The sequence below is a fragment of the Rossellomorea aquimaris genome, assembly GCF_020171925.1.
Classification (GTDB): Bacteria; Bacillota; Bacilli; order Bacillales; family Bacillaceae_B; genus Rossellomorea; species Rossellomorea aquimaris_F.
In genome coordinates, this window is record NZ_JAIVAR010000001.1 from 1,253,219 (window position 1) to 1,266,044 (window position 12,826).

The 12,826-nt window shown below is 42.6% G+C and carries 15 protein-coding genes; 1 reads left to right on the forward strand and 14 read right to left on the reverse strand.

The features are described from left to right. Positions 1-32: 32 nt before the first annotated feature. From hepT to LCM10_RS06615, 14 genes are all read right to left on the reverse strand, one after another. Positions 33-995 (reverse strand): heptaprenyl diphosphate synthase component II, encoded by a 963-nt coding sequence (gene hepT / locus LCM10_RS06550; protein WP_224875345.1) that lies wholly within the window; start codon positions 993-995, stop codon positions 33-35. 34 nt (positions 996-1,029) lie between these two features. Continuing rightward, entirely contained in the window at positions 1,030-1,734 is a 705-nt protein-coding gene (locus LCM10_RS06555) for a demethylmenaquinone methyltransferase (protein WP_224875346.1), read from the reverse strand. Positions 1,735-1,739: 5 nt separating this feature from the next. Then, positions 1,740-2,549: a heptaprenyl diphosphate synthase component 1 gene (locus LCM10_RS06560; RefSeq protein WP_224875347.1), complete on the reverse strand. Its 810-nt coding sequence runs from the start codon at positions 2,547-2,549 to the stop codon at positions 1,740-1,742. A 218-nt stretch (positions 2,550-2,767) separates the two neighbouring features. After that, positions 2,768-2,989, reverse strand: coding sequence for a trp RNA-binding attenuation protein MtrB (gene mtrB / locus LCM10_RS06565; protein ID WP_224875348.1), 222 nt, complete (start codon positions 2,987-2,989; stop codon positions 2,768-2,770). A 20-nt stretch (positions 2,990-3,009) separates the two neighbouring features. Continuing rightward, on the reverse strand, positions 3,010-3,576 hold the full coding sequence (folE, locus tag LCM10_RS06570) for a GTP cyclohydrolase I FolE (protein ID WP_224875349.1): 567 nt from the start codon (positions 3,574-3,576) through the stop codon (positions 3,010-3,012). A gap of 283 nt (positions 3,577-3,859) precedes the next feature. Continuing rightward, on the reverse strand, positions 3,860-4,132 hold the full coding sequence (locus LCM10_RS06575) for an HU family DNA-binding protein (protein WP_172251611.1): 273 nt from the start codon (positions 4,130-4,132) through the stop codon (positions 3,860-3,862). 1,217 nt (positions 4,133-5,349) lie between these two features. Then, positions 5,350-6,828, reverse strand: a complete 1,479-nt coding sequence (gene spoIVA, locus LCM10_RS06580; RefSeq protein WP_224875350.1) for a stage IV sporulation protein A — start codon at positions 6,826-6,828, stop codon at positions 5,350-5,352. A gap of 252 nt (positions 6,829-7,080) precedes the next feature. After that, positions 7,081-7,791 (reverse strand): hypothetical protein, encoded by a 711-nt coding sequence (locus LCM10_RS06585; protein ID WP_224875351.1) that lies wholly within the window; start codon positions 7,789-7,791, stop codon positions 7,081-7,083. 30 nt (positions 7,792-7,821) lie between these two features. Continuing rightward, positions 7,822-8,019, reverse strand: coding sequence for a DUF2768 domain-containing protein (locus tag LCM10_RS06590; protein WP_224875352.1), 198 nt, complete (start codon positions 8,017-8,019; stop codon positions 7,822-7,824). Between the two features lie 287 nt (positions 8,020-8,306). Then, on the reverse strand, positions 8,307-9,350 hold the full coding sequence (locus LCM10_RS06595; RefSeq protein ID WP_263621375.1) for an NAD(P)H-dependent glycerol-3-phosphate dehydrogenase: 1,044 nt from the start codon (positions 9,348-9,350) through the stop codon (positions 8,307-8,309). A gap of 17 nt (positions 9,351-9,367) precedes the next feature. Further along, positions 9,368-10,678: a ribosome biogenesis GTPase Der gene (gene der / locus LCM10_RS06600; protein WP_224875353.1), complete on the reverse strand. Its 1,311-nt coding sequence runs from the start codon at positions 10,676-10,678 to the stop codon at positions 9,368-9,370. 179 nt (positions 10,679-10,857) lie between these two features. Next, positions 10,858-11,049 carry a capping complex subunit for YIEGIA gene (locus tag LCM10_RS06605; protein ID WP_224875354.1) on the reverse strand — a complete coding sequence of 64 codons (192 nt, stop codon included), beginning with the start codon at positions 11,047-11,049 and terminating at the stop codon, positions 10,858-10,860. Further along, complete coding sequence (locus tag LCM10_RS06610) at positions 11,046-11,942, reverse strand: YIEGIA family protein (protein ID WP_224875355.1); 897 nt, start codon at positions 11,940-11,942, stop codon at positions 11,046-11,048. Before LCM10_RS06610 ends, LCM10_RS06605 begins: the two co-directional genes overlap by 4 nt. Then, the gene (locus LCM10_RS06615; protein ID WP_224875356.1) at positions 11,939-12,553 is read right to left on the reverse strand and encodes a hypothetical protein; all 615 of its coding nucleotides are present in this window, start codon (positions 12,551-12,553) and stop codon (positions 11,939-11,941) included. Before LCM10_RS06615 ends, LCM10_RS06610 begins: the two co-directional genes overlap by 4 nt. Positions 12,554-12,658: 105 nt before the next feature. Between LCM10_RS06615 and LCM10_RS06620 the strand changes: the two genes are divergently transcribed. After that, positions 12,659-12,790 (forward strand): YpzI family protein, encoded by a 132-nt coding sequence (locus tag LCM10_RS06620; RefSeq protein WP_224875357.1) that lies wholly within the window; start codon positions 12,659-12,661, stop codon positions 12,788-12,790. The last annotated feature ends 36 nt before the right edge of the window (positions 12,791-12,826 follow it).

Here is a 12,826-nt window from a genome sequence, read left to right on the forward strand (position 1 = left end):
GGGTTTTGGCAACGTTTCCATTTTAAATTTTCTTAATATTTTCTTTTGCCGATGAAATTTGCAATATTCTTCAATGTCTTTTTCACACGGTTCTGAGGCAAGCTTTCTAAATCATCCAAGGCTTTGTCAAGATACATCCTGCTGACTCTATGGGCGCGGTCGATTGCATCAGTAGAAAGAATAGCCGCGATCACCTTCTTCATCTCTTCTGCTGTCGTTTCTTCTGTTATCCGTTCGATTTCCTCTTTCAACCGGGGATCTTCCATCGCGTATAAGATGGGGAGTGTAATGTTCCCTTGCCATAAATCGCTTCCTGCCGGCTTACCCAACTCTTCCTCACTAGCCGTCAAATCGAGTATATCATCCGTGATCTGAAAGCTCATGCCGACATTATAGCCGAATCGGAATAGCCTTCTATGGACTTCCTCGGGCGCACCTGAGGATATCGCCCCCAATTGACAACTAACGGCAATCAGCAAAGCAGTCTTCCGTTTGATCCTCAATAAATAATCCCTTAAATCCTGATCGTATCGGTACTTGTCCTTAATTTGCGCAATTTCTCCCTTGCATAACTCTACAATGGTGTTGGAAAGGATTTGATGAGCTTCGGGATTCTTGATGTTTGTCATGTATTCCAGTCCCCGGGCAAAAATATAATCACCCGTATACATGGCAATCCTGTTATCCCATTGCGCTTTGATCGTTGCTTTCCCTCTTCTCAATTCAGCATCATCGATGACATCATCATGAACGAGCGAGGCCATATGAATCAGCTCCAACGCCACAGCAGCATTCTTTACCAAGTCGATGTCGTAATCGCCGAATTTTGCAGAAAGCAAGACAAAAACAGGACGAATCCGCTTCCCACCTGCCTGTAATAGGTGAAGGGATGCTTGATTCAATAGCCGTGAATCTGATTCGATGGCCGTCTCAAGTTCCTTTTCAATCTGATCAATGTCTGTTTTTAGAAAGGAATAAATCCTATTTAGCTTCATATTTAATCCACCCAGTTTACTGATTTGCGTATTTCTATTTCTTGTAGCCCACGTGCATTGCAGCCACGCCGCCGCTATATGGTTTATATAGTATATCTTTGAAGCCGGCTTCTTCAAACATTTCCGCAAGCTCCTTCATACCTGGAAAATCGCGGGCGGACTCTTGCAGCCATGAATACTCTGTAAAGCTTTTTGCCAGTAACCTTCCGAAAACAGGCATAATGAATCTGAAATACATATAATATAGCTGTCTGAAACCGAACATGGTAGGCTGGGATGTTTCAAGACAAACGGCCATACCACCAGGTTTTAACACACGGTTCATCTCTTTTAAAACTTGCAGGTAGTCCGGGACATTCCTTAGCCCGAAGCCGATCGTTACGTAATCAAAGGAATGATCTTCAAAAGGGAGCTCCATGGCATTCCCGTGAATAAGCTCAATATTCGAAAGGGACGAGTCCTTCACCTTTTCCTCGCCAATGGAGAGCATGTTCCGACTGAAGTCCAAACCGACTACTTTACCTTTTGGCCCGACTGCATGGCCGAGGGCCAAGGTCCAATCCGCGGTACCGCAGCATACATCCAACGCCGAGGATCCTTCTTTGACGCTCATATGCTTCATTGTTTCTTTACGCCATTTTTTGTGCTGTTGAAAGCTAATGACTGAATTCATCTTGTCATAGTTTGAATAGATTTTTTCAAAGACTCCATGAACTTTTTGTTCTTTGGATTGTTGCATATTATTTACCCTTCTTCCGCGTATAAATTCGTAGTGGACAAATGCTCAATGAAAGGAAGAAACTTCACTAATAACTCTCTTGCCTCAGGAATGACCGGCTCTTTCCCTGCTACCTGCAATTCTATATCCTTTTGAACGCGATCCAATGTAAGATCGATGACCCCCAATACATCGCGGTCCTCCACTTGTTGTTGAGAACGGTTCAAGATCGTTTTCACTGCACTCTGAAAAATCGTTTCCTGTGAGTTATTCACTGAAAGGCGCTCCTTCAAAAGCCTGTTATAAAGAAGAGAATCTGAAAGAAGGGAAACCCAGTCTTTCTTTTGGAAATGAGTATAGAAATTTGCAGGGATCGATGTTTCAATGATCCTTACACTCTCAATCAACTCTTCAATTGATGTGCATTCTTCTTTGTACATAGAAATTTTACATTCATTTATGTCTTTAATGGCGCTCGCCAATACTTCAATCAGCTCAATATCTTCAGAATCAGACAGCATCTTGTAATAAAGACTGCTGAAGTATACCCCCGCGAGCACAGTTAATTGCCTTTCTTTGAGAGGATCCTTTTCCGATATCGTTACCTTCTCATGGGTCTCAAGGGCAACATGTAAAAACATAGCAGTAGAAATCCACTTCATTTCCTGTTCGGTGACCATCCTTTTACCGTCCATGAATGGAAGGAGCAAATAATTAATGAGCATGCGATCAACGTAAGGTTGGTCAATGTACTCCTTCAGATAAGAATGATGAAGCTGCTCTTCTATGTATTGATGTATGATATTCGCTTGATGATTATAATCAGTGAATTTCATGCCCTATGTCCCCATTTCTACTATGTTTCAAACGATAAATTTCAGCAATAAATATTATACCATAAAACTTTCATGAATAGGGAACCAACGAACAGCCCCTCTCATGGTCCAGCACTACCTGCAGCCTCCAAGATTCCATGACATAACTGGAAGACTGCCAAATAAACAAAGGGGACGACTAAGAATGATCGTTCTTTGTCCGTCCCTGAAATTGACTATTATTTTTTGTTATCACTCTCGATTTCTCCGTAGCTCGTCATGATGGTCGCCTTGCCCCTCACTTTGATCGCAGAAGTATGATCAGTGAATTGAGCAATCATCACTTCACCTTTATCCAGCTTCTCAGAATGATGGAAACGAGTATCCGTACCTCTTGTCAGGCCGATTACATTCACTCCGTCTTCCGCTGCTTTGATGACAACGTAATCATTTGAATTCATTGTGACTCAACTCCTGTCATTTACTTCTTAATAAATGAAAGCACTTCGTTACGGGCTTGAGAATCTTCCTTGAACGTTCCGCGCACTGCAGTCGTAACGGTACTGGAACCAGGTTTCTTCACGCCTCTCATGGTCATGCACATATGTTCTGCTTCAACCACAACCATCGCACCGTGTGGTTCAAGGGTTTCCATGATTGAGTCTGCCACCGTAGAGGTGATCCTTTCTTGCAGCTGGGGCCTTTTTGCTACCGATTCAACAGCCCTCGCCAATTTACTGAGTCCCGTGACCCTTCCATTCCTTGGAATATACGCCACATGGGCACGGCCGTAGAAAGGCACTAAATGATGCTCACACATCGAATAGAAAGGAATATCTTTGACAAGTACCATTTCTTCGTGATCTTCACTGAAAATGGTCTGAAAGTATTCTTTCGGATCATGATCTATACCAGAAAATACTTCTGCATACATTTTTGCGACGCGTTTAGGTGTATCCAATAAACCTTCTCTATTAGGATTCTCTCCTATTGCTTCAAGAATTAAACGAACTGCTTCTTCAATTTGGCTGTGATTGACTTCTGCCATTATGTTGTCCTCCCACTATCACTTAAAGAAATAAACTAACATTGTTAATATTAGCATAAGCCAATAAACTCATCAAAGCCTAGTGCTTTCGAAGTTCATAATACGTGTTGAATTTCTGGGTAGAGCTAGAAAAACAGTCAATTTAAGAATCATCATTTATATGTTGACTGACAACATAATCAAATTATTTATGAACATACTAGTGAGTGAGGTGATCAGATCCAGTAAAAAAGAAAAAAGACCGCAACGAGTGCGGCCTTTCCTTCACGCTCAAAGTATGTAATTATTTTACAGCTTCTTTAAGCGCTTTACCTGGTTTGAAAGCAGGTACTTTGCTAGCTGAGATTTCGATTTCTTCACCTGTTTGTGGGTTGCGACCTTTACGGGCTGCACGCTCACGTACTTCGAAGTTACCGAATCCGATTAATTGTACTTTATCACCTTTTGCAAGTGAATCTTGAATTGTATCGAAAACAGCGTCAACCGCTTTAGTAGCGTCCTTCTTAGATAGCTCAGCAGCTTCTGCAACAGCATTGATTAATTCTGTCTTGTTCATGCCATTCACCTCCTCCCAAGGAAATGTCTCAGTCATGATTCATTCACTTTAATATCATTAGTAAACAACTTTAGCGAATTCTATACATCAAGTATGGAAAAATCGCTTGAAAACGTTGCTGAATCAATACTCAACAACAATTCTGTTAAAAGATTATCATAATAGATTGTGCTTAGCAAGAATAAATCAAGAAATAATGGGAATCTTTTCTTATTTGATACATAAATGTAATAGAATGTCCTCTTTTTCCCTTTATATTGCTATTTCTTGAAGTTTTCCACCTCATTAAAATCGATCCATCACGACCATCGCTTTTAAACATTTCCCATTCAATCGGTCAAATAAACATGATAAGTTGAAAAACCCTCCCCTCTTTTTAACTTCCCCTTCGATCGCCGCTGATGATTTCCGTGCAAGACTTCGCTTTCCGCGGGCGGTGGTGAGCCTCCTCGCCGCTTCGCTCCTGTGGTCTCACCTTACTCGCTTTTCCCGCAGGAGCTTATATTGAATCAATGTTCATGTTCAGGGTAAGGAGATGATGGTGTGGTGACTGATGGAGGAACATAATTCATTCGATCCCACTAAAAACACTCGCTTTTCTTCTTTTTTAGCCCGTTAATTTGTCTTTTTTTAATAAAACCATCTGTTTTTTACTTAAAGAGGCTTTCATCCACCTTAAAACCATGTTGGAAGACATACCCTTTGGAGTATTCTGGTTGGTTTATTATCAAAAATGAACGACTTATTATCGAAAACAATGGATTTATTATCAATACCGGACCATTTATTATCAATAATCAAAATATATTATCAAAACCCGCCTCTTCATCGATTGTCGTCACCCCGATACCCCACGCCGCCTAGACCAACCACAAATCACGATCCCGATTCGGTGAGTGGTGGCCGGTTAAGAATCATACTCATCCAGCCCCACTAAGAACACTCCACTTTTCTACTCATAAGCCCGTTAATTTGTCTTTTTAATAAAACCATCCGTCTTTATTTAAAATCCAACTTCATAGCGTGTCATAACGTATACCCTTCTTGGTATTTAGAGCAAGGTATTATCAAAAATGATGGACTTATTATCTTGGAAGGTTCTCATTTAAACTACTCCCCTCCATCAGTCTGCATTTTTCTGGAAACCAGGTTAAAATAAAAAAATATTCTTTAGCAGAAAAAAAAAAAAGACCCTCAAAAGAGAGTCTCAAAGAGTTTTATAGAATGATGGCGATTAATCCACCGGAGCCTTCGTTGATGATTCTTTCTAGTGTGTCTTTCAGTTTGTAGCGCGCATTTTCAGGCATCAGTGACAATTTAGCGGAGATGCCTTCCCTTACGATGGAGCTAAGGCTTCTTCCGAAGATGTCTGAATTCCAGATGGAAAGTGGATCGTCTTCGAAGTCCTGCATCAGGTAGCGGACAAGCTCTTCACTTTGCTTTTCCGTGCCGATGATCGGTTCGAATTTCGATTGTACGTCCACCTTGATCATATGGATTGATGGCGCGACGGCCTTCAGGCTAACCCCGAATCTAGATCCCTGGCGTATGATTTCCGGTTCATCCAGGCTCATATCCGACAAGGATGGGGCAGCAATTCCATATCCTGTTTGCTTTACCATTCTTAACGCATCGGAGATCTGATCGTATTCCGCTTTTGCATGAGCAAAATCCTGCATCAGCTCCAGCAAGTGATCTTTGCCGCGGATTTCAACGCCTACAATCTCCTTCAACACTTCATCATACAGCTCATCAGGTGCATAAAGATCGATTTCCGCTATTCCCTGACCCATATCGATCCCGGCAAGTCCTGCGCGTTCGATATGCTCATACTCACTGAAATAATGGACGACACGGTCTACATCACGCAGCCGCTTGATGTCCTTGACTGTTTCTTTGACAGCTTCCTGGTAGTTTTGACGTAACCAGTGCTCCTCTTTGAGTACCATGACCCAGCTTGGTAAGTTCACATTCACTTCAAGTACCGGGAATTCGAACAATGCCTCGCGAAGAACATTCAGCACATCTGAATCCCTCATGCTTTCGACACTCATTGCCAATACAGGAATATCATATTTCTCCTGAAGTTTCACCCTGAGCTCTTCTGTCTCTGTCGCGTGAGGTCTAGCAGAGTTGATCACCATGATAAATGGTTTTCCGACTTCTTTTAATTCCTCAATGACTCTTTCTTCGGCTTCGATATAGTCCCCTCTTCCGATCTCACCGATCGATCCATCCGTGGTGACCACTACACCGATTGTTGAGTGCTCTTGAATCACTTTCCTCGTACCGATTTCAGCCGCTTCATGGAACGGGATCGGTTCTTCATACCAAGGAGTATTGATCATTCTTGGCCCGTTTTCATCCTCATACCCTTTGGCACCTGGAACGGTATAGCCAACACAATCCACCAGTCTTACATTCACTTCCAAGCCCTCGTCCACATGCACGGATATGGCCTGATTAGGAACAAACTTCGGTTCCGTTGTCATGATTGTCTTTCCTGCAGCACTTTGCGGCAGCTCATCTTGCGCACGCGCACGTTCTGACTCACTTGCGATATTAGGAAGGACAACAAGCTCCATAAACTTCTTGATGAAAGTAGATTTACCTGTTCTTACTGCTCCCACCACACCTAAATAGATATCTCCGCCAGTTCTTTCAGCAATGTCTTTAAATAGATCGACTCTTTCCAAGAGATTCCCTCCCATCTTATATTCCAGGGATGTTACATCCGTGTATTCTGACTCACATTCTATAAATATGATGTTGTCCTAATGACTTATGACTATTAATATGTTTTTTTCCCCTCCTTATGACTTAAATGTGAATTTATTATGTCGGAGCGATTATGTTCAATTGAATATGATGAATACTCCCTTGAAAGGATGACATAAAAAAATAATAACCCTTCTCCTACAATATATTTTGTAGAAGAAGGGTTATGCCTATTTTGTCATAAAGACAGGTTCTTTCTTTTCATCGACTGTATAAGGAAGAGAATATGCGGGTACAAACAGGGAATCTTCCGTCAGTAAATAACGGATCTCCTCTCCCTGTTCAGGAGATTTTTTGGTATCTTGCAGCTTTTCATATAAATCCATTGAATAGTCTACGAATATCTCCCCGTCCCCGTTGATCACAAGCGGTAGTTTCTTTCCGGAATATGGGCTGTCAACGTACACTTCGCCCTCATATCCGATTTCTTCGTAATTCAATGTATAGACATTTTGTGCGACTTCCTTTTTGAACGGCGGATATCCGCCTGCTTGGATCCTGATCTTGATCTCTCTGATCGTTTCCGCCATTCGGAGGTCGAATATTTTCACCGTTGGATCTTCCTCTACATCCGTAAGGACATATTGGAATATGCCACCATTCTCGAATGCATTCCCAGGGATCTCCGGCAGGTATTGAGGTGAAATCTTCCTAAAATCGATTGGATATTTTTGATAGATCGGTGTGCCCTGATCCCTTGTCTTTATGGGAAGGAGTCCGTCGTTCTCTTTCTGATACTGCTCAACGGCTTCTTGAACAGCTTTCACCTGTGTATCATAAGGGATCTGGTTCTGACTGAGCTTCTCTTCAGGATACAGACAGCCTGACAATAAAGTCATCGCCAATATGACAAGCATCCCGGTTACAGCAACACGTTTCAATCTGCAAAACTTCCTTTCAATTATGTGTTCTTAATATGTTGGACCGCTGAAAACGATGTAAATCATCATCAGTCCGCCTGCTATCATCAATATGTATGCAAGTAATGCCGTGAAAAATCGGATCAGCTTTTGTCTGATTTTATAGCGACTGAAATAAATCAATATTATTGCAAGAAACATCGATCCCATCGATGCAAATGAAATCCACATCTTCATCATAGAAGTCATGATACATCCCTCCTGTTATCGAATGTATTATATCACATGTTTTTCTAAAAGAATGCGTGTTCAATAAAATTTCAGAATGATTGCGCGTTATTCATTAAATTCATGAGGGATTAACCAAAAGAAGAGCCACTCAGTGACCCCGGGAAACTGTCTTCCAGTCCGGTCCCTAAGTAGCTCTTATTCTTTAAGTGACATACCCATCCATAGGCAAAGCTGTATATATTCACCACAGTGTATGCACAGGGTGAATCTTTCGTATCCTCTAATGCCTATTATCAAGAATATTTTTACGAACGTTCACCCAATATATTCACCAAATCTTCCATTTCATTCGTCTTACCGCGTGACATTAGATGATCGACCGCTTCCTTAGCATCGACATCATTGAATAAAACTTCATAAAGTGCTTTGGTGATCGGCATCGACACATCATATTTCTGGGCGAGCTGGTAACCCGCTTTTGTTGTACGGACACCTTCTACGACCATCCCCATGTTATCAAGCACTTCTTGAAGCTTGTGCCCCTTTCCGAGCATATTTCCTGCCCGCCAGTTCCTTGAATGGACGCTGGTGCATGTTACGATGAGATCCCCGATTCCTGCCAACCCTGAGAATGTAAGCGGATTGGCACCCATCTTGGTTCCCAATCGAGCAATTTCAGCCAGCCCCCTTGTGATAAGGGCGGCCTTTGCATTGTCGCCATATCCCAGTCCGTCAGTGATACCTGCAGCAAGGGCTATGATGTTCTTCAGTGCCCCGCCAATTTCAACGCCGAGCATATCCGGATTTGTGTAAACTCTGAAATTCTGATTCATGAAGAGGTCTTGGACTTCTTCTGCATACTCCATCTTTTCGGATGAAACCGTGACGGTAGTCGGGTGGCGCAGGCTGACTTCCTCTGCATGGCTCGGACCCGAAAGTACGACGACTGATCGCAGATTCTCAGGGGTCATTTCCTCTTCGATGATCTCTGAGATCCTAAGCAGGCTATCGGGCTCGATTCCTTTACTTACATGTACAACGGTCAAAGGATTCGACTGAACTTGTTGGATCTGGCCAAGCACTTGCCGGATTGCCTTTGTCGGAACCGCCAAGACAATCGTTCCGATATCTTTTAGCGACTCTTCCATGTCAGAGTACCCAATGATATTCTCGGGAAGTTCAATATCTTTTAAATATTTTTGGTTTGTGTGCTGGTCGTTGATCTCTTGAATCTGATCCGCCTTATGCCCCCACAACCTGACTTCCAAACCGTTGTCGGCAAGTACCATCGCCAGGGCCGTCCCCCAGCTTCCTGCACCGATGACAGTCACTTTCTGAATGTTTTTCATCACTTACACCTACCTTATTATTTTCTTGCTCGAGCGATAATACGAATAGGGGTCCCTTCAAAACCGAAAGCATCGCGAATTCTATTTTCCAAGAAACGTTCGTAAGAGAAGTGCATCAACTCTGGATCGTTTACAAATACAACAAACGTAGGAGGCTTGACCGCCACTTGAGTAGCATAGTAAATCCTCAGGCGTTTTCCATTATCCGTTGGCGTCGGATTCATGGCGACTGCATCCATCACCACTTCATTCAGTACACTGGATTGCACACGCATCGCATGGTTCTCACTTGCGGTATTGATGACTGGCAGCAGTGTATGGATCCGTTTCTTCGTCTTGGCAGAAAGGAAGATGATTGGTGCATAGTCAAGGAATTGGAAATGATCCCTGATATTTTGCTCCCACTTATTCATGGTCTTTTCATCTTTCTCGACAGCATCCCATTTATTCACGACAATGACGACTGCCCGTCCAGCATCATGTGCGTATCCTGCAATCTTTTTATCCTGCTCGATGATTCCTTCTTCTCCGTCTATGACAACCAATACAACATCAGAGCGTTCAATCGCCCTGAGTGCCCTTAATACACTGTATTTTTCAGTTGTTTCATACACTTTCCCCTTCTTCCTCATACCAGCGGTGTCAATGATCACATATTCCTGACCATCATACGTGTATGAAGAATCGATTGCATCCCTTGTAGTACCAGCCACGTTACTGACAATGACACGGTCTTCACCCAATAATGCGTTCACAAGTGATGACTTCCCTACATTCGGTCGGCCGATCAAGGAGAATTTTATGACCTCTTCGCCATATTCCTCTTCATTCTTCTTGTTGAAATGCTTGGCTGCTTCGTCCAGTAAATCCCCTAGCCCGAGTCCGTGTGAACCTGATATAGGGAATGGTTCTCCGAATCCCAATGAATAGAAGTCATAGACCATCTCTCTCATTTCCGGGTTATCGATTTTATTCACACCCAACACGACAGGTTTGTTTGAACGATAAAGGATTTTTGCCACGATTTCATCAGCGGCGGTGACCCCTTCCCTTCCGTTCGTAAGGAAGATGATGACATCGGCTTCATCAATCGCAATCTCGGCTTGTTGCCTGATTTGATCAAGGAACGGCTCATTCCCTAACTCAATACCACCTGTATCAATGATATTAAAGTCATGGGTCAGCCATTCGGCAGAACTGTATATGCGATCTCTTGTCACTCCCGGAACATCTTCGACAATCGAGATTCTCTCTCCGACAATCCTATTAAAAATCGTGGACTTCCCAACATTCGGACGCCCGACAATTGCAACAACTGGTTTAGACACTTATTTCACCCTTTCTTGAAAGAAGCTTATAGTACTAACAATATCCTTTAAGCCTTTTCATTTCCACTAATTCCATAAATATTATCTCAATAATAAAGACTGGCCCATAAGCTGTATATCCCCTTATGGGTCAGTCCCCCTAACTTAAGTATTTTATCAGTAAAAGATTGAACTGGCAATCAATGTTTCACGATGATGAAAAGCCCTTCATCCAATTCGTGTGCAATCCCATCTAGGATGGCTTCTAAATTCGCACAAATTTTCTGCAGCTCTTCCTCTGTTTTGCAATGGAATACAGCCGTTCCACTCGGCACCCTTTCAGGGGCAGTGGTGACGGCTGCCAAAATGAATTTTTGTATCGTCGTACTCACTCTGCTTCGCTCCCTTTTCGAATGGCTTTTGACTCAGAAGGCATCCTGATTGCATTTTCAAGTGTCGGGACCTGCCCGAGTATCGCAATGGCTTTGTCCACTTCCTTTCGTTGAGGGAGAACAAAGACTGCGACTCTTCCATCATCAAGGTCTCTCTTGGCCAAAGGAGTAAGCGCAGGGGTCCCGGAGTCTTTGAATATACCAAGAGACGTTGACATATCGTGGAGAATCGCCTGTCGTTGCCCGAGATTCGCAATGGTCGACCTTGCGTCGAATGATTTCGGTGACAGGATGAAGCCCATGCCATATTTCATGATTTCTTCCTGTCTGACTTTAAGGCCGATATTCATAATGTAAATATTATCAACGTACAGTCCCGCGTCCTTGAAATGCGGCTGCACAAACTCTATGTTTACTATATCCTTCAGCTTGCCTCCTGACATGAGCTTGTGTGCCAAGAACATGCAAAAGATACTGATTCCGAGGGCAGCATAAAGATTGAACACAATATAAGCCAATGTAGCAAGTAATGAAGTGAAAATCACTAAATAATTCCTGCTTTCAAAAGCCACCGCAATCCCCTCTATATAGGTCGCTCCCCTAGGTACAAGCTCATATGCATCCAGCTCGGTCAATGTATTTCTTTCCATATTCCTTACATCACGAAATTGCGATGCCGCTACCGTCAAAAAGGTGATTGCCGTAAAGTTCTCTTCCAATAACGCAGGAATGGCGATCGTCCCAAGACCGGCAGCAATAAAGCCAAGAGCAATATGTATGATCTTCCCATGCAGATAAGTCGGGTATTGTCTATAATCCGTCCTTAGCATATAAATTCTTGTCAATGTCCCGACAATGACTCCGAATATTACTGGATAAACATATTCATTCATATATTTTTGATTTCCCCTTTATTAGGTGATAGTTTAATGCCCATCATGCTGTTCAGTGAATGAATGAACTTCCAGGCAAGTGTCGTCAAAATCATATAAGCAAGAATGTCTAAATAGACTGGTCCTCCTATGATTTGAACGAATCCGATCTTACTCAAGGAGATCGATAGCATCATTTCTCCCATCAAGCTTCCAACCAGGACGGACAGGAACATGCTACGCAGTTGATCAATTCTACCGTAAAACAAGAAGCCAATGCTCATCGATAGAAACGCTGTTATCATATGGGAATCAATGATCATCAGTACTGGATCATAAATTGCAATCATGCCGACCCCGGCATAAGACATCCCGATTGTCATAGCACACACGAGCATGTATAGCTTCTTCCTCAAACCATCATTGCGGATATGCAGGATGGCGATCATGGCTAATAACAGTGTAGTTAAATGGACAACATATGAGTGAATCGTGATGTGATAAGGAAACAAACAAATCATGGACAGTACGATGAACGAATACATAAAACGCCCTTTTGTGTGTTTCCCCATGATGAATGTCATGTAAATCCATAATGCCCATGCAACCCATAAAAATAAAAACCCATCCATGATCAAATCCCCTCCTATTATCTACATTATGGAAAATCTTTATGTAATTCATTCATGCATGTTTCAATTTAATGTTGAAAAAAATAAGATGAGGAGGTGTTGGAGATGGGTAAAGATCGTCAAGAAAAGAAATTAAAACAGAGCGGACGCGTTGAATCCGATCGTGATCAAGAACTTCAGAACAAGGGTGCCACCGGAATGGAAAGCCCCGAAAAATCACGGAAGAGGCAAAGATAAGATGGATTGGGAGACGTAAGGCTCGTTTTCCAATGT